At 65.9% G+C, this 16545-nt stretch carries 14 protein-coding genes; 11 read left to right on the top strand and 3 right to left on the bottom strand.

Going from position 1 to position 16545, the window contains the following annotated elements; genetic code table 11:
* Window positions 1-11 precede the first annotated feature (11 nt).
* Together PSELUDRAFT_RS19485 and PSELUDRAFT_RS14805 are read left to right on the top strand one after the other, a co-directional pair.
* Complete coding sequence (locus tag PSELUDRAFT_RS19485) at window positions 12-437, top strand: LexA family transcriptional regulator (RefSeq protein ID WP_157725145.1); 426 nt, start codon at window positions 12-14, stop codon at window positions 435-437.
* On the top strand, window positions 427-1713 hold the full coding sequence (locus PSELUDRAFT_RS14805; protein ID WP_162291266.1) for a Y-family DNA polymerase: 1287 nt from the start codon (window positions 427-429) through the stop codon (window positions 1711-1713). Before PSELUDRAFT_RS19485 ends, PSELUDRAFT_RS14805 begins: the two co-directional genes overlap by 11 nt.
* A 194-nt stretch (window positions 1714-1907) precedes the next feature.
* On the opposite strand, the gene typA is transcribed toward PSELUDRAFT_RS14805, so the two are convergent.
* On the bottom strand, window positions 1908-3722 hold the full coding sequence (typA, locus tag PSELUDRAFT_RS14800; RefSeq protein WP_088967564.1) for a translational GTPase TypA: 1815 nt from the start codon (window positions 3720-3722) through the stop codon (window positions 1908-1910).
* A gap of 216 nt (window positions 3723-3938) precedes the next feature.
* Here typA and PSELUDRAFT_RS14795 point away from each other — a divergent pair, with 216 nt between their 5' ends.
* A complete protein-coding gene (locus PSELUDRAFT_RS14795; protein WP_157725144.1) occupies window positions 3939-4982 on the top strand; it encodes a substrate-binding domain-containing protein in 1044 nt (347 codons plus the stop codon).
* A 56-nt stretch (window positions 4983-5038) separates the two neighbouring features.
* The gene (locus PSELUDRAFT_RS14790) at window positions 5039-5899 is read left to right on the top strand and encodes a hypothetical protein (RefSeq protein ID WP_088968518.1); all 861 of its coding nucleotides are present in this window, start codon (window positions 5039-5041) and stop codon (window positions 5897-5899) included.
* 228 nt (window positions 5900-6127) lie between these two features.
* Here PSELUDRAFT_RS14790 and PSELUDRAFT_RS14785 read toward each other — a convergent pair whose 3' ends face one another.
* Window positions 6128-7117 (bottom strand): NAD(P)H-quinone oxidoreductase, encoded by a 990-nt coding sequence (locus tag PSELUDRAFT_RS14785; RefSeq protein WP_088967562.1) that lies wholly within the window; start codon window positions 7115-7117, stop codon window positions 6128-6130.
* 51 nt (window positions 7118-7168) lie between these two features.
* On the opposite strand from PSELUDRAFT_RS14785, the gene PSELUDRAFT_RS14780 reads away from it, so the two are divergent.
* The 6 genes from PSELUDRAFT_RS14780 to PSELUDRAFT_RS14755 all read left to right on the top strand — a co-directional run bounded on the left by PSELUDRAFT_RS14780 (window position 7169) and on the right by PSELUDRAFT_RS14755 (window position 14558).
* Window positions 7169-9613, top strand: a complete 2445-nt coding sequence (locus PSELUDRAFT_RS14780) for a heavy metal translocating P-type ATPase (protein ID WP_088967561.1) — start codon at window positions 7169-7171, stop codon at window positions 9611-9613.
* Window positions 9613-9777, top strand: coding sequence for a cbb3-type cytochrome oxidase assembly protein CcoS (gene ccoS, locus PSELUDRAFT_RS14775; RefSeq protein ID WP_088967560.1), 165 nt, complete (start codon window positions 9613-9615; stop codon window positions 9775-9777). The genes PSELUDRAFT_RS14780 and ccoS overlap by 1 nt, the downstream gene beginning before the upstream one ends.
* Window positions 9778-9993: 216 nt before the next feature.
* Window positions 9994-10386, top strand: coding sequence for a VOC family protein (locus tag PSELUDRAFT_RS14770; RefSeq protein WP_088967559.1), 393 nt, complete (start codon window positions 9994-9996; stop codon window positions 10384-10386).
* Window positions 10387-10484: 98 nt separating this feature from the next.
* A complete protein-coding gene (locus PSELUDRAFT_RS14765) occupies window positions 10485-12368 on the top strand; it encodes a lytic transglycosylase domain-containing protein (RefSeq protein WP_088967558.1) in 1884 nt (627 codons plus the stop codon).
* Window positions 12369-12393: 25 nt separating this feature from the next.
* Window positions 12394-13335, top strand: coding sequence for a complex I NDUFA9 subunit family protein (locus tag PSELUDRAFT_RS14760; protein ID WP_088967557.1), 942 nt, complete (start codon window positions 12394-12396; stop codon window positions 13333-13335).
* Window positions 13332-14558: a multifunctional CCA addition/repair protein gene (locus PSELUDRAFT_RS14755; protein WP_088967556.1), complete on the top strand. Its 1227-nt coding sequence runs from the start codon at window positions 13332-13334 to the stop codon at window positions 14556-14558. Before PSELUDRAFT_RS14760 ends, PSELUDRAFT_RS14755 begins: the two co-directional genes overlap by 4 nt.
* 87 nt (window positions 14559-14645) lie before the next feature.
* On the opposite strand, the gene PSELUDRAFT_RS14750 is transcribed toward PSELUDRAFT_RS14755, so the two are convergent.
* Window positions 14646-15191, bottom strand: coding sequence for a hypothetical protein (locus PSELUDRAFT_RS14750; RefSeq protein ID WP_088967555.1), 546 nt, complete (start codon window positions 15189-15191; stop codon window positions 14646-14648).
* A gap of 126 nt (window positions 15192-15317) precedes the next feature.
* On the opposite strand from PSELUDRAFT_RS14750, the gene PSELUDRAFT_RS14745 reads away from it, so the two are divergent.
* On the top strand, window positions 15318-16505 hold the full coding sequence (locus tag PSELUDRAFT_RS14745; protein ID WP_088967554.1) for an EAL domain-containing protein: 1188 nt from the start codon (window positions 15318-15320) through the stop codon (window positions 16503-16505).
* The last annotated feature ends 40 nt before the right edge of the window (window positions 16506-16545 follow it).

Raw genomic sequence — 16545 nt, 5'->3', positions numbered from 1 at the left:
AAAGCAGCACCATGAAACTCGCGCTCATCTCCCGGCCGGCGCTGGCAGGCTTTCCCTCCCCGGCTGCCGACCTGCCCACCGACGAACTGGACCTCAACACCCTGCTCTGCCCGGACCGCATGGCAACATTCTTCCTGCGCGCCCGTGGCGATGCGCTGATCGACTGCGGCATCCAGGATGGCGACCTGCTGATCCTCAACAAGGGGCTGACGCCGCGTCACGGCGACCTGGTGGTGTACTGGCAGGACAGCGGCTTCGTGGTGCGGCTGCTGCGCCATAGTGGCGGCAAGGTCTGGCTGGGGCATCGTGATGCGCGGCAGCGCTGGCGCGACCTGCCGCCACCGTCGCATTTCGACGCCATGCTGTGGGGCGTGGTGGTGGGCATGGCGCGCCAGCTGCGCCGCCACAAGGGCAAGGATGACGAGCATGCCGCCTGAACCCTGCTACGGCCTGCTGGATGGCAACAACTTCTATGTCTCCTGCGAGCGGCTGTTCAACCCGGCATTGCAAGGCATGCCGGTGATTGTGCTGTCCAACAACGACGGCTGCATCGTATCGCGCTCGCCGGAAGCCAAGGCGATAGGCGTGCCGATGGGCGTGGCATTCCACGAAGCGCGCAACCTGCTGTACCGCCACCGCGGCGTAGCACTGTCATCCAACTACGAACTGTACGGCTCGCTGTCGCGGCGCATGATGACCCTGGCTGCGCAGCACGCCTGCGCCCAGGAAATCTACAGCATCGATGAATGCTTCCTCGACTTCGCCGGCCTGCCCGACCCGCAAACCCGGGCGCAACAGCTGCGCCAGGCGGTACAGAGCAAGATCGGCCTGCCGGTATCCATCGGCATCGGTGTCAGCAAGACCCTGGCCAAGCTCGGCAATCTGGTTGCCAAGCAGCAACCGCGCTTCGGCGGCGTGTTCGACTGGCACATGCTGAGCACCACCGAGCACGAGGCACAACTACGGGCGATGGATGTCGGCATGGTGTGGGGCATAGGCTACCGCCTGCGCGAACAGCTGCAGCGCCTTGGCATTGCCAACGCGGCGCAACTGGCTGCGGCCAACCCTGCCTGGGCGCGGCAGCGCTTCGGGCTGGCCGTGGAGCGTACGGTACGCGAGTTGCAGGGCGAAGCCTGCCTGGATGTCTGCGACGTCACCCCGCCGCGGCAGCAGATCCACTCCACCCGTTCCTTTGCCCGCCGGCTGAACGACCTTGACGAACTGCAAGCCGCCGTCAGCCACCACGTGGCACGCTGTGCGGAAAAACTGCGCGCCCAGCATAGCGCCACCCGCCTGCTGCACGTGATGCTGCGCACCGACCCGCCCGACCGTGGCGGCGGCCTGCAGCGCCGCAACTGGGCCAGCCTGCCGCTGCTGCAACCCTGCACCGACACCCGCACCCTGACGCATCACGCACTGGGGCTGCTGCAGCAGCTGCATCAGCCGGAGCTGCGCTACCACAAGTGCGGCGTGGTGCTGGACGAGCTGGTGGCCGATGAATTCAGCCGCCAGGGCGATCTGTTCCTGCCCGGCGAATCCGCGCGCAGCCAGCAGCTGATGCAGACCGTAGACGGCATCAACCACCGCTTCGGCCGCGACAGCATACGCACCGGCAGCAGCCTGCTGGGCGACGGCCGCTGGCATATGCGCCAGGACAAGCTGTCGCCACGTTGCACCACGCGCTGGGATGAATTGCTGAGCGCCGCTTGCTGAGCCCGAGACGGCCGGTACAAACAAAATGCGGCCAACCTTGGCCGCAAAAGAGGAGGAGAAACACTCTACTACTCAGGACACACCAAACGTATCTGGCATAGTCTCAGCGTAGCCTGCTTTATCGATAAGACAAGCAAGAAAAAAACCCCGGCATAAACCGGGGTTTTTTGTCAGCCACACAAGCTTGTGCGGGCTTAGCCTTCAACCTTGGACATACGACGACGGTCGTGTTCCTGCAGCCAGCGCTTGCGGATACGGATGGATTTCGGGGTGATTTCCACCAGTTCGTCATCGTCGATGAACTCCACTGCCGATTCCAGCGTCAGCTTGATCGGGGTGGTCAGGCGTACGGCTTCGTCGGTACCGGAGGCGCGCACGTTGGTCAGCTTCTTGCCCTTCAGCGGGTTCACTACCAGGTCGTTGTCACGGCTGTGGATGCCGATGATCATGCCTTCGTACAGCTTGTCGCCCGGGGACACGAACATGCGGCCGCGGTCTTCCAGGTTCCACAGCGCGTAGGCTACGGCTTCGCCGTTGTCCTGCGAGATCAGCACGCCGTTGTGACGGCCCGGCAGGTCGGCTTTCACCGGTGCGTAGTCGTCAAACACGTGGCTCATCAGGCCGGTGCCGCGGGTCATGGTCATGAAGTCGGACTGGAAGCCGATCAGGCCACGTGCCGGAATGTGGTATTCCAGACGGGTACGACCCTGGCCATCGGATTCCATATTGGTCAGCTCGCCACGACGACGGCCGATTTCTTCCATCACGCCACCCTGGTGAGCATCTTCCAGGTCGATGGTCAGGTTCTCGTACGGCTCGCTCTTCTGACCGTTGATTTCCTTGAATACCACGCGCGGCTTGGCCACAGCCATTTCGAAGCCTTCGCGACGCATGTTTTCCAGCAGGATGGTCAGGTGCAGTTCGCCACGGCCGGATACGCGGAACACGTCGGAGTCCTCGGTGTCTTCCACGCGCAGGGCCACGTTGGTCAGCAGCTCCTTGGTCAGACGGTCGCGGATCTGGCGGCTGGTCACGAACTTGCCTTCGGTACCGGCCAGCGGGCTGGAGTTCACCATGAAGTCCATGGTCAGGGTCGGCTCGTCCACCGACAGCATCGGCAGGCCTACCGGCTGATCCTTGTCGCAGATGGTCACGCCGATACCGATATCCTCGATACCGGAGATGATGATGATGTCACCGGCTTCGGCTTCTTCCACCGGCACGCGGTCCAGGCCCTTGTAACCCAGAACCTGGTTGATACGACCGGAAGCAACCTGATCGTCGTGGTTCATTACCACTACGGCCTGACCCGGCTTGATGCGGCCGTTCAGCACGCGGCCAACGCCCAGGCGGCCGGTGTAGGTGGAGTAATCCAGTGCAGAAATCTGCAGCTGCAGCGGCTCGTCGGCACTGCCCGCCGGGGTCGGCACGAACTTGAGCACGGTGTCGAACAGCGGACGCATGTTGTCGGACTCTTCTTCCAGCTCCAGCTTGGCAAAGCCGTTCAGGCCGGAAGCGTAGATGATCGGGAAGTCCAGCTGCTCGTCGGTAGCGCCCAGCTTGTCGAACAGGTCGAAAGTCTGGTCAACAACCCAGTCCGGACGTGCGCCCGGACGGTCTACCTTGTTGATCACCACGATCGGGCGCAGGCCCAGTGCCAGTGCCTTCTTGGTCACGAAGCGGGTCTGCGGCATCGGGCCTTCAACGGCATCCACCAGCAGCAGTACGCCGTCAACCATGCCCAGTACGCGCTCTACTTCACCACCGAAGTCGGCGTGGCCCGGGGTGTCCACGATGTTGATGTGCACGCCTTCGTATTCGATGGCGGTGTTCTTGGCCAGAATGGTAATGCCGCGTTCTTTTTCCAGGTCGTTGGAGTCCATCACGCGCTCGTCAACCTGCTGGTTGTCGCGGAAGGTGCCGGACTGGCGCAGCAGCTGGTCAACCAGGGTGGTCTTGCCGTGGTCAACGTGGGCGATGATGGCGATATTGCGAATTTGTCGGGTCATGGGTGACTCAAATTGGATGAGCGAAACTGGAAGATTCTAGCACAAACACCCCTGACAGAAAACGACATCCTGTGTGTTTGCATCGTCACAAACGCTGTCGCGGCGGGCTATGCTAGTGTTTATTGAAAGGGCATGGCGCAAGCAGCACCGGCAAAGCGTGCGCTGCCGGCACAGGCCATGCCCGACACCCCACCATCACTCATTTCGGCCATCCGCATGCTCAGCAGACTCCTACGCCACAGCCTCTTGCTGCTTGCCATGCTGTACCCGCCCGCCGCCCCGGCCCAGCCCGGCAACTGGGACGGGCCAACCAGCGGGCCTCATGGTCAAGGCCCGAAAGTCATCACCTTCATTGCCCAGGACTACCGCAACGGCGGCATCAGCGGCGTGCTGCGCGCGTTCAACAATGCCGCCACCACCCACCTGGGCTGGCGGGTCAACAATGTGGACGGCAAGGGTGACGCCAGCATCATCCGGGACGCCATCACCCATGCCATCGAGCAGGACAAACCCGACGCCATCGTGCTGGGCGGTTTTCAGGCCAATGACTTCAAGGATCTGGTGCAGCGGGCACACCAGGCCGGCATCCAGCTGGCCGGCTGGCATGCCGGCGCCAAGCCTGGCCCGGCCGGCGACCTGCTGGTGAACATCACCACCGACGCCATGGATGTTGCCCGCCTGGCCGCCAACTACGCCATCAGCAGCAGCGGCGGCAAGGTTGGCGCGGTCATCATTACCGATACCCGCTTCGAGATTGCCATCGCCAAGGCCGCCGCCATGTGCACCGCACTGACGCACTGCGCCAGCTGCCGCTGCCTCACCATCCAGGATGTGGCCATCAGCCGCGCCAGCACGGATACCGACTCGCTGATCACCCGCATGAACGCACGCTTCGGCAAGCAATGGACGCACACCCTGGCCATCAACGACATCTATTTCGACGAGATGAACTTCCCGCTGCGCCGCGCCGGTCGCGGCGACATTCGCAACATCGCCGCCGGCGACGGCTCGCACAAGGCCATCAGCCGCATCCGCAGCGGCCTGTCGCAGCAGATTGCCACCGTTGCCGAGCCCCTGAACGCCCAGGGCTGGCAGCTGGCAGACGAACTCAACCGCGCCTTTGCCGGTCAGCCGCCCAGTGGCTACGTCAGCCGCCCGATACTGGTGACGCGCACCCAGCCATCGGGCGGCAACAATGCAGAAATCGATGCAGACCTGGGCTATCAAGAGGCATACACCCGGATCTGGCAGGCACCCTGACATGGGACTGCCCGCAAACTTTAGGTACACTGCGCCGTTTTTGGGGGATGACAACCATGTACGACTGGAATGCGCTGTGGCATGTGCATGACAAACATCGCGGCGGCTACCGCACGCCGGATGCCGATATCAACCAGCTGGCCGACGAGCTGCAGGGCAAGCTGCTGAAATCGGCGCGCGACGAGCACGACCTGGCGGTATACGACACCGGCGACGACTACACCCTGCTGCGTCACGACAACGGTCTGCAGATGCTGCGCGTGGCCAAGCACCACCTGTTCGACATCGGCGTACGGCTGGTAACCGCCGACGAAGGCCAGGCGCTGGCGCTGCCCTACCTGGAGGTACTGGTGGACAACCTGGCCACCGGCGAGGAAGCCGTCTGGCGCGGCGAGGTGCACTGCAACGACGAGGGAGCGCTGAGCGTGAACGGCGAAACCCTGCGCCTGGACATGCCGCCCCGCATGCAGTTCGATCTGCCGTTCAAGGACGAGGCGCGCTTTGCCGCCGCGCTGCAGGAAGCCTGGCAGGACGCCGCCGAGCACACCACCCTGGACGCTGCCGCCTGGTTCAACGCCGAGGCACTGGAGCACGCACCGGAAGAGGCGCCGCTGGATGCGCGCATCCAGCAGATGTGCGACCGCTACGCCGAAATCATCCGCCGCGAACAGGCGCTGCTGTCGCGCCGCTTCAGCGACGCCGAACTGCACCTGGTAGCCGAAGTGCTGCGCGGCGTGCATTTCGAGAGCGCCGAATCCTGCCGCGGCCTGTGGCTGGCGGTGGAAGCACGCGTGCTGCACGACGAGCTGGACCACAAGTACAAGGTGGATGGCGAGGCATTGCTGGAGAAACTGCGTGCCCTGGGCTACACGCAGGAAGTGGCGCTGATCGAGGCTCTGTCACCGGTACAGCATTAAGGGCCTGCTCACGATCAGCTGCGCGTCGGCGATACGGCGTTAAAAACGCCTTGTCTCGCCCTAGCTCGCCAGATCGTGCACACGCCCCAGGCAGCCAAGGCAGGGCATGCGGCCAACCTCCCCCACGTTGGCCGCAAAAAAACGGGCGGCCGTGTGGCCGCCCTTAATCCCATCCATATCCATGCAGCAGGAAGTACCTTGCTGTGCCGGCACTCTACCCCGCCTGTATTACCCGGGCATGACAGGCAGCAGGCTCAGCACGATCTTGCCGAGATTGCGATTGGCTTCCATGTAATCGTGTGCGTCCTGCACCGCGGCCAGCGGGTAGGTGCAATCCAGCGTCACCTGTGCGCGGCCATCCAGCAGCGCCGGCAGCACTTCGCGCTCCAGCGCCGTGGCCAACCTGGCCTTTACCTCTTCCGGCTGACTGCGCAGCGTGGAGCCGATCACCTTCAGCCGCTTCACCAGCAGCATGCCCAGGTTGAGACTGCCCTGCACGCCGCTCATCACGCCGATCAGCACCAGGCGGCCATCCTGCTTCAACACCGCGATATTGTCGTCGAACAGCGCCGCACCCACCGGGTCCAGCACCACATCCACCCCGCCCTGCTCCTTCAGCCTGGCGGCAAAGCCCGGGCTGCGGCTGTCGATCACCTCGTCGGCACCCAGCCGGCGGCAGAAATCGCGCTTTTCCTCGCTGCCGGCGCTGGCAAGCACCCGGCAGCCGAGCATGCCGGCCAACTGGATGGCCGCCGCGCCCACGCCGCTGGCGCCAGCGTGGATCAGCACCGTTTCGCCGGCATGCAGGCCGGCCACGTCCACCAGGTTGTGCCAGGCGGTCATCCACGCCTCCGGCAGGCTGGCGGCTTCGGCCCAGCTCATCATGTCCGGCTTGGGAATCGCCGCCGAGCTGTCCAGCAGCGCGTATTCGGCATAGCCGCCACCGGCGATCAGGCCGAACACCTCATCTCCCTCCTGGAAGCGCGACGGACCATTGACCGCATCGACGATGCCGGCCACCTCCAGGCCCAGTATCGGCGAAGCACCCTTGGGCGGCGGGTACTTGCCCTCGCGCTGCACGATATCGGCACGATTCAGCCCTGCGGCCAACACCCGCACCCGCAGCTGGCCGGGCGCCGGCTCCGGTTTTTCCACCACGTCCAGGCGCAGGGTGTCCACCCCGCCCGGCCCGGACTGCACCACTGCCTGCATCGCCATGCTTGACTCTCCACAAACCAGTTAAAACTTCTTCCATTACAATAGCACGCCATGAGCCAGCCCTGTTTTCACTGCCACCTGCCCATTGCTGCGGGCCAGGACTTCCCCATCCGCTACCGCCAAGACACTGAACAAGCCTGCTGCGCCGGCTGCCAGGCCGTGGCGCAGACCATCATCGACAGCGGGTTGGGCGACTACTACCAGCACCGCACCCTGGACGCCAACAAGGCCGAGCCGCTGCCGCAGGAGCTGCTGCAACAGATCGCGCTATACGACTCGGACAAGCTGCAGCAGAGCTTCGTTCGCCGCGAGGACGGAGAGGTGCGCGAGGCCACGCTGATGCTGGAGGGCATCACCTGCGCCGCCTGCGTGTGGCTGAACGAGCAGCATGTGCGCCAGCTGCCGGGCGTGCTGGGCGTGGACATCAACTACAGCAGTCACCGCGCCCGCGTGCGCTGGGACAACAGCCGGCTGCAGCTGTCGCAGATCCTGCATGCCATTGCCGACATCGGCTACCGCGCCCACCCCTATGACAGCGCACGGCAGGAAAGCCTGCTGCAGCAGGAGCGCAAGGCCGCACTGAACCGGCTGTGGGTGGCCGGGCTGTCGATGATGCAGGTGATGATGTACGCGGTGCCCGTCTACATGGCGCGGGCCGGCGAAATCGAAATCCAGTGGCTGTGGATACTGCACTGGGCCAGCTTCGTGCTGACACTGCCGGTAGTGCTGTACTCGGCGATTCCGTTCTACCAGTCCACCTGGCGCGACATCAAAACGCGGCGCGTGGGCATGGACACCCCGGTCACCATCGGCATTCTCACCGCCTTCCTTGCCAGCCTGTGGGCGCTGCTGAACAGGGTGGAACACGGCGTGTACTTCGACTCGGTATCGATGTTCATCTTCCTGCTGCTGGGCGGGCGCTACCTGGAAGGCATGGCGCGACGCAAGACCGGCGAGGCCACCGAGCGGCTGGTGAAGCTGGTGCCGGCCTTTGCCCACCAGCTGGATGGTTGGCCGCAAAGCCGCGACAGCCGCGAAGTGGCTGCGACCAACGTTGAGCCCGGCGCCATGCTGCTGGTGCGCCCCGGCGAAACCATTCCCTGCGACGCCCGCATCGTCGATGGCAGCAGCAGCGTGGATGAATCGCTGCTTACCGGCGAGAGCACGCCGATACGCAAGCAAAGCGGCGACATGGTGATCGCCGGCAGCGTCAACCAGGCCAGCCCGCTGGTGATGGAAGTCACCCGCACCGGCGGCGACACCCGGCTGGCCGGCATCGTGCGCCTGCTGGACCAGGCGCTGGCGGACAAACCACGGCTGGCACAACTGGCCGACCGCTTCGCCGCCTGGTTCGTCGCCCTGCTGCTGCTGGCTGCCGCCGGCACCTATATCGGCTGGAGCCTGGCCACCGGCCCGCAGCACGCGCTGTGGGTAACCGTGGCGGTGCTGGTGATTTCCTGCCCCTGCGCACTGAGCCTGGCCACGCCGGCGGCACTCACCGCCGCCACCGGCCACCTGGCGCAGATCGGCGTGCTCACCACTCGCGGCCATGCGCTGGAAACCCTGGCCAGGGTCAGCGACGTGGTATTCGACAAGACCGGCACCCTCACCCACGGCCGCATGCGGCTGCTGGCCAGCACTGATTGCCCGCACCCGGAGCACACGGCGGCACTACAGTTGGCCGCAGCGCTGGAACAAGGCTCCGAGCACCCGATTGCCCGCGCGCTGCTGGCCGCCGCCACGGAAACAGGCGACCCCCAGGCACTGCCGCAGGTAACGGAACTGCACAACCAGCCGGGCCAGGGCGTAGAAGGCGTGATCGCCGGCAGCCGCTGGCGACTGGGCAAACCCGGATTCGTAGCCGACCTGGCCGGCGCGGCCACGCCGCCAACACTGCCGGCCGCCGCCACTGTGGTGGCACTGGGCAACCGGCACGGCATCAAGGCCTGGTTCGCCATTGGCGACCAGTTGCGTGACAGCGTGCCACCGCTGATCGCCAGCCTGCGCCAGCAGGGGCTGCGTGTGCACCTGCTGTCCGGCGATGCCGAAACGGCGGTGGCCGCGCTGGCCGGCGAGCTGGGCATCGCCCATTACCGCGCCGGCGCCACGCCGGAAGACAAGCTGGCCTATGTCAGCCAGCTGCAGCAAGGCGGCGCGCGGGTGCTGATGCTGGGCGACGGCGTGAACGATGCGCCGGTACTGGCACGCGCCGACGTATCGCTGGCCATGGGCGGCGGCACCGACGTGGCGCGCGCCAGCGGTGACATGGTGCTGATGGGCGACGACATCGCCCAGCTGCCGCGCGCCCTGACACTGGCGCGGCGCACCATGCGCATCATCCGCCAGAATCTGGCCTGGGCCGCGGTGTACAATCTGGTCGCCCTGCCGCTGGCCATTGCCGGCCATGTCACGCCGTGGCTGGCCAGCCTGGGCATGGCGCTGAGTTCCCTGCTGGTCGTCAGCAACGCGCTGCGCCTGATCAAACGGAGTAAATAATGGAAAGTCTGTACCTGCTGGTGCCGCTGAGCATCGTGCTGGTGTTCGTGATCGGCGCGGTGTTCTGGTGGTCCACCCACTCCGGCCAGTTCGACGATCTGGAGGGCCCGGCACACCGCATCCTGATGGATGACGACAAGCCGCAGCAGCCAGACCAGGAGTAAGCCTGGCAAGCATCATCAGGCCATGCGACCAAGCTTCAGGGTTGGCCGCATGGCATGGCAATTACCCCCGGAATGTCATACCCTTGCCACTCGCCCGCCGCACATGCGGCGGCCACCCACCTGGCAACACCCCTGGCACCCCATGCAAGCGCAGCACCCGTTGACATCCTTCCCGGCAGACATTTCCCGCCACCCGCTTACGCAGGCGGGCCGCTGATGGCAATCCGCGGCATACACCACGTGGCCATCATCGCGGCCGATTACACCCGCTCGCGCGCCTTCTATACCGAAACCATGGGCTTTGCCGTGCTGTCAGAGCACTACCGCACCGAGCGGCAGTCGTGGAAGCTGAACCTGGCCCTGCCCGATGGCAGCCAGCTGGAATTGTTCAGCTTTCCGGCATCGCCGGCCCGCCCTACGCGTCCGGAAGCCTGCGGCCTGCGCCACCTGGCACTACGGGTGGACGCGCTGGACGCCGACATCGCCCGCCTGGCCGCCGCCGGTGTGGCCTGCGAGCCGGTACGGGTGGACGAATACACCGGGCAGCGCTTCACCTTTCTGGCCGACCCGGACGGGCTGCCTATCGAACTGTACGAGCAGGTGAACTGATTACCGCATAACGCGTCTGTAAACCGAACAAGCGCCACATCCGGCCAGCAGCCGCCGGGCGCACGACAAGAAACGATTATTTTCAGGCGAACACCATCATGCCGCACTTCACACTCCTTACCGGCCGCCAGCGCCGCCCCACCCGCGCAGCCTGGCTGCGACCGCTGGCGCTGGCACTGGCCTTGCTGCCGACCACCAGCCACGCCCTGAGCGACACCCAGCTATTCGATGCCCGCGAGGCCTACCGCAAGGGCGATCTGGCCACGCTCACCAGCCTGGGCAACCAGGCCGAGAACGGCGTGCTCGACACCTGGCCCGCCTACTGGCAGGCGCTGAAAAGCCTGGAGGCCGGCGACAGCAACCCGGCGCGCATCTTCGTGAACCGCTACCGCAGCGGCTACCAGGTGGAGCGGGTGCTGAACGAGCTGATCAAGGACATGGGCCGCCGTTTCCAGTGGGACGACATCCTGCAGTCGTCGCCGGCACTGAACGACAGCGCCCGCGACGACGAAACCGCCTGCTACATCAGCCTGGCCATGCTGCAGCGGCGCCAGAGCGTGCGCCCCAGCTACGATTACCTCGACACCAGTCAGTCCGAAGGCTGCGCGCGGCTGATCGACGAGCAGGCTTCGCGCCAGCTGCTCGCCCGCCCGCAGGTGGAAGCGCGGCTGCGGCTGCTGCTGCTTGGCAACTTCGTGACCGTGGCGCGGCGTCTGGCGCTGGCGGCCGAGGTCGATGGCGACTTCTTCAACCCCGGCAGCAACGAGCAGCGGGTGCAGGCCATCGTCAAACTGGGCAAGAGCAACTACAGCGCAGCTGTCGCCAACCTGCAGAACGCCAAAGACAGCCTGAGTACCGCGCAGACCGGCTTCGCCTGGGGTCAGCTGGCCCTGGCTGCCGCCAAGCGGCTGGACATGGTGATGGCGCTGGACGCCTTCCCGCAGGCAGACCCGGCGCAACTTACCGACGAGCAGTGGGAATGGTGGCTACGCGCCGCACTGCGCCGGCAGGACTGGGTACGGCTGGAACAGATCACCCGCGCCCTGCCCGCCGACCTGGCCGCCAAGCCGGCGTGGCAGTACTGGCGCGCACGGGCGCTGACCGCGCTGGGCCGTGGTACCGAAGCCAACCCGCTGCTGATAAAAACCAGCTTCGAGCACAACTACTACGGCCTGCTGGCGCGTGAGGAACTGGGCACCGCGCTGGAAGCGCTGCCGGAAAAAGTGCCTGCCAACCCGGCACTGCAACAGCAGTTGGCCGCAGAGCTGCCGGTGCGGCAATCACTGGCGCTGTTTGCGCTGTCCGAGCGCAGCGGCCGCGGCGAATGGCGCGAGGAAGGCCGCCGGGTGTGGCGCTGGGCCATGCGTGACCGCAGCGACGAGCAGCTGCTGGCCGCCGCCGAGCTGGCGCGCAGCAATGGCCTGTACGACATGGCGATCTACTCGGCGGACCGCACCAAGTCCAGCCACGATTTCGGCCTGCGCTACCTCGCCCCCTACCGCGAGATCACCAAGCCCTATGCGCAGCAGCTGGAAATCGACGAAGCCTGGGTATATGGTCTGATCCGCCAGGAAAGCCGCTTCTACAACGTGGCGCGCTCCGGCGTGGGTGCCAGCGGCCTGATGCAGCTGATGCCGGCCACCGCGCGCTGGGTTGCCAACAAGATCGGCCTGGGCAGCTACCAGGTGAACGATATCGATACCAATATCCGCCTGGGCACCTGGTATCTGCGCCACGTGCTGGACAGCATGGACGACCAGCCGGTGCTGGCCACCGCTGCCTACAACGCCGGCCCGGCGCGTGCCCGCAGCTGGCAGGGGGAAATGCCGCTGGAAGGCGCCATCTATGCTGAAACCATCCCGTTCAACGAAACACGGGACTACGTGCAGAAGGTCATGGCCAACGCGGTGTACTATGCCGGCGCCTTCCGCCAGAACGGCGGCTCGCTCAAGCAGCGGCTGGGCATGATTCCGCCACGTTGATGGACGCAGACAGGGAGAACAGCACATGAGAATCGCCATCATCGGCGGCGCCGGCTTCATCGGCAGCTACATCGCCGAATACCTGAGCCGCGACGACCACAGCCTGGACATCGCCACCCGCCAGCGTGAGCGTCACAAGGGCATGCTGCTCCACCTGCCGTCCGCCGAGCTGGTGGAGTGCAATGTGCACGACAGCCGCCAGCTGCGCGACTTTCTCGCCGGCCACGATGCGGTGATCAGCATGGTGGGCATCCTGCACGGCAGCCGGGCCGCCTTCGAAAAAGCGCATGTCACGCTGGTGGCCGGCATCATCGATGCCTGCAAGGCACTGGGCATCCGCCGCCTGCTGCACATCAGCGCGCTGGGCGCGGCCGCGAACGCCCCCAGCGACTACCAGCAGACCAAGGGCAAGGGCGAGGCGCTGGTGAAGGCCAGCGGCCTCGATTACACCATCCTGCGCCCGTCGGTAGTGTTCGGCGCCGGCGACAGCTTTCTCAATATGTTCGCCGGCCTCGCGCGCATCGCCCCCGTATTGCCGCTGGGCGGCGCCGACACCCGCTTCGCCCCGGTGTGGGCCGGCGACGTGGCCCAGGCGGTAGCTGCCTGCCTGCGCACCCCGGCCAGCATCGGTCAGTCGCTGGACCTCACCGGCCCGCGCGAGTACACGCTGCGCCAGCTGGCGGGCTACGCGGCCCGGCTGACCGGCCACCCGCGCGGCGTCATCGGCCTGCCGGAAGGCATTGCCATGCTGCAGGCCACGCTGATGGAGCTGCTGCCCGGCCCCACGCTGCTGAGCCGCGACAATGTGCGCTCGCTGCGCGTGGACAACATCAGTAGCCAGCCTTTCCCCAGCGCGCTACTGGGCTTCACGCCGGCAGCGCTGGAAAGCATCGCGCCGCAGTACCTGGGCGCAGAGGAAAGCAACCGCCTGCTCGACCGCTACCGCGAAAGGGCTGCCCGCGAATGAAGTGCTATATCGTTGGCGGCGCGGTGCGCGACCGCCTGCTGGGCTTGCCGGTGAAAGACCGCGACTGGGTGGTGGTGGGCGCCACGCCGCAAGCCATGCTGGCCAAGGGCTATCGCCCGGTGGGCAAGGATTTTCCGGTATTCCTGCACCCGCGCACGCAGGAGGAATACGCCCTGGCGCGCACCGAGCGCAAGGTTGGCCGCGGCTACCACGGTTTTACCTTTCACGCCGCACCGGATGTGACGCTGGAAGAAGACCTGATCCGCCGCGACCTCACCATCAATGCCATTGCCGAGGACGACGACGGCACGCTGATCGACCCCTACGGCGGCGTGGCCGACCTGCATGCCGGCGTGCTGCGCCACGTCAGCCCGGCTTTTGCCGAGGACCCGGTGCGCATCCTGCGCCTGGCGCGCTTTGCCGCCCGCTTCGGCTTTACCGTAGCGCCGGAAACCCTGGCGCTGATGCAGCAGATGGTGGCCGACGGCGAAGTGGACGCGCTGGTGGCGGAACGGGTATGGCAGGAGCTGGCCAAGGGCCTGATGACCGACACCCCGTCGCGCATGCTGCTGGTGCTGCGCGAATGCGGCGCGCTGGCGCGGCTGCTGCCGGAAGTGGATGCGCTGTTCGGCGTGCCGCAGCGCGCCGACTACCACCCGGAAATCGACACCGGCGACCATGTGATGCGGGTACTGGACTACGCTGCGGCCAACCATCAGCCGCTGGCGGTGCGCTTTGCCTGCCTGATGCACGACCTGGGCAAGGCGCTGACGCCGGCGGATATCCTGCCGCGCCACATCGGCCATGAGCCGCGCGGCGAGGCACCGCTGCTGGCGCTGTGCGAACGGCTGCGGGTGCCGGTGGAATGCCGCGACCTGGCGCGCATCACCCTGCTGAATCACACCAAGGTGCACACCGCTTTTGAGCTGCGCCCCGATACCGTGCAGCGCCTGCTGCGCGACTGCGACGCGCTGCGCCGTCCGGAGCGCTTTGCGCAGATGCTGGCCGCCTGCGTGGCCGATGCGCGCGGCCGGCTGCACTTCGAGAACTGTGCCTACCCGCAGGCCGACTACCTGGCCGCCATGCTGGCAGCTGCCGCCAGCGTGGATGCCGGCGCGGTGGCACGCGGCTGCGCCGACAAAAAAGCCATCCCGCAGGCGGTGGACGCCGCGCGGCTGGCGGCGCTGGTGGCCTGCAAACAACGCTGGCCACAGCCAGCCTGAAAAGCATGCGGCCAACCTTTCCCAAGGTTGGCCGCATAGTCAGGCAACAGGCAGACGCCTGCGCCGCCATTCCGCAACTTTTCCTGCTCAATCGCTGAAGGTGAAATTACCCGTCTCATCCTTGCGCGGCTGCAAGGTGATGGTGAAATCCGGGAACAGCCCGCGGCGCACATGCCAGCTCAGCAGCAGCGTCAGCGCCGCCAGCGACAGCAACCACCAATCCAGCAGGCCACCCGCCAGCGCCAGCTGCAACAAGGCAGGCAGGCGCACCAGGCTGTACAGCAAGTAGACATTGAAGGCAGCAGCCAGATGGCGCGAGAAGCCGGCGGCAAAGGCAATCGGCACCAGCGCATAGAACAGCGCCAGCCACAGCCCGGCGCTGCCGCCCAGCAACTGCCCGCTGTCGTAGCCGACCAATAGCGCCAGCATCGCCTGCGCCACCATTACCACGATCAGCGCACGGTTCTTGTTGGCCAGCAAGGTCTGGCGCGCCGGGCTGGCGCTGGCAGCCAGCAGGTAGGCCAGCTGCCGGTCGTTGCCGGCACTGCCGCGCAGTTCGGCATAGATGGACTGCTTGTGCTGCCCGCCCTGCAGCATGCTGGCAATACGGGCGGAAAGGTGTTTGTTCTGCATGGGATGCTCCAACTCGGGTGCGGCATTTTGCCATGACATTTCCTGCCTGGCAGCAAGGACAACTGGATATGCAATGGTACTCGGCTTATCTTATAGAAACAGTCCACGCCCAATAATGGAGTCGATATGCCCAGTCACATCCTGATCGCGGAAGACAGCAGCAGTCAGCGCAGCATGTTGGCCGCACTGTGCCAGCTGTTACCGGATGTGGAAGTGCACCAGGCCTCCGACGGCCGCTGGGCGCTGCAAACCGCGCGCCAGCTGGAGCAGCTGGACCTGGTGATAACCGACCTGAACATGCCGGGCATGGATGGCATCGAGCTGATCGAGCAGCTGTCGCGGCTGGTGCAGATGCCCACCCTGCTGCTGCTCAGCGGCCACGTGCCGGAATTGCTGGCCGGCTGCATGCGCGCTGCCGAGGAGCTGGGCTTCCCCGCCATTGCCTACCTGGCCAAGCCGATAGACGTGGACGTATTCCAGGCCGAGGTGCAGCGCCTGCTGCTGGCCGCCAAGCGCCCGACCAGCGCGGAGCGCGCCATCCCGCTGGCCGAAATCTTCAGCGGCCTGGCGCAGAACCAGTTCTGCGCCTTCTTCCAGCCCATCTACAGCCAGACCGAGCACCGCGCGGTGCAGGTGGAAGCGCTGGCACGCTGGCAGCACCCGGCCTACGGCGTGATCGGCCCCGCCAGCTTCATCAACCGGCTGGAACATGAAGGCTTCATCGTGCTGCTTACCCGGCGCATCGTGCAGACCAGCCTGGATCTGCTGGCGCGCGACCCGTGTGCCCACGATTTGCGGCTGTCCATCAACCTGTCGCGCAGCCTGCTGGAAGACGCCGAGTTCTTTGACTGGCTGGTGCAGGAGGTGGAGTCGCGCGGCCTGCAACCGCAGCGCATCGTGCTGGAAATCACCGAGACCATGGCCTTCAGCGACCTGGGGCACACCCTGGTGACCTTGCTGCGGCTGCGCATGCGCGGCTTTGAGCTGTCGCTGGACGATTTCGGCACCGGCCACACCAACCTGGAGCAACTCAAGGAGCTGCCGCTGACCGAACTCAAGCTGGACCGCAGCCTGATTCGCGGCATCCACCAGGCTCCGCGCAGCCAGAGCATCCTGGACGGCATCATCCGTATCGGCCGCGAACTGAAACTGCGCATGGTGGCCGAAGGGCTGGACAACCGCCACGACCTGGCCTACCTGCAGGGGCGCTACCCGGATCTGGAACTGCAGGGCTTCCTGCTCAGTGTGCCGGTAAGCGCCGACGAACTGGCGCGCCACCTGGGCATGGACCAGCCGGACAGCGCCCAGGCCTGAGCGCCGGGCCGGCAAAGAAAAACGGCCCGCAGGCCGTCTG

The sequence above is a fragment of the Vogesella sp. LIG4 genome, from assembly GCF_900090205.1.
Taxonomy (GTDB): domain Bacteria; phylum Pseudomonadota; class Gammaproteobacteria; order Burkholderiales; family Chromobacteriaceae; genus Vogesella.
Note: the sequence above shows the minus strand (reverse complement) of the source record. Positions and strands in the feature narration are given on the sequence as shown.

Bases quoted from the DNA above. Each gene is read 5' to 3' on its own strand.
- PSELUDRAFT_RS19485 (WP_157725145.1), top strand. From the start codon at position 12: ATGAAACTCGCGCTCATCTCCCGGCCGGCGCTGGCAGGCTTTCCCTCC.
- PSELUDRAFT_RS14805 (WP_162291266.1), top strand. From the start codon at position 427: ATGCCGCCTGAACCCTGCTACGGCCTGCTGGATGGCAACAACTTCTAT.
- typA (WP_088967564.1), bottom strand. From the start codon at position 3,722: ATGACCCGACAAATTCGCAATATCGCCATCATCGCCCACGTTGACCAC.
- PSELUDRAFT_RS14795 (WP_157725144.1), top strand. From the start codon at position 3,939: ATGCTCAGCAGACTCCTACGCCACAGCCTCTTGCTGCTTGCCATGCTG.
- PSELUDRAFT_RS14790 (WP_088968518.1), top strand. From the start codon at position 5,039: ATGTACGACTGGAATGCGCTGTGGCATGTGCATGACAAACATCGCGGC.
- PSELUDRAFT_RS14785 (WP_088967562.1), bottom strand. From the start codon at position 7,117: ATGGCGATGCAGGCAGTGGTGCAGTCCGGGCCGGGCGGGGTGGACACC.
- PSELUDRAFT_RS14780 (WP_088967561.1), top strand. From the start codon at position 7,169: ATGAGCCAGCCCTGTTTTCACTGCCACCTGCCCATTGCTGCGGGCCAG.
- ccoS (WP_088967560.1), top strand. From the start codon at position 9,613: ATGGAAAGTCTGTACCTGCTGGTGCCGCTGAGCATCGTGCTGGTGTTC.
- PSELUDRAFT_RS14770 (WP_088967559.1), top strand. From the start codon at position 9,994: ATGGCAATCCGCGGCATACACCACGTGGCCATCATCGCGGCCGATTAC.
- PSELUDRAFT_RS14765 (WP_088967558.1), top strand. From the start codon at position 10,485: ATGCCGCACTTCACACTCCTTACCGGCCGCCAGCGCCGCCCCACCCGC.
- PSELUDRAFT_RS14760 (WP_088967557.1), top strand. From the start codon at position 12,394: ATGAGAATCGCCATCATCGGCGGCGCCGGCTTCATCGGCAGCTACATC.
- PSELUDRAFT_RS14755 (WP_088967556.1), top strand. From the start codon at position 13,332: ATGAAGTGCTATATCGTTGGCGGCGCGGTGCGCGACCGCCTGCTGGGC.
- PSELUDRAFT_RS14750 (WP_088967555.1), bottom strand. From the start codon at position 15,191: ATGCAGAACAAACACCTTTCCGCCCGTATTGCCAGCATGCTGCAGGGC.
- PSELUDRAFT_RS14745 (WP_088967554.1), top strand. From the start codon at position 15,318: ATGCCCAGTCACATCCTGATCGCGGAAGACAGCAGCAGTCAGCGCAGC.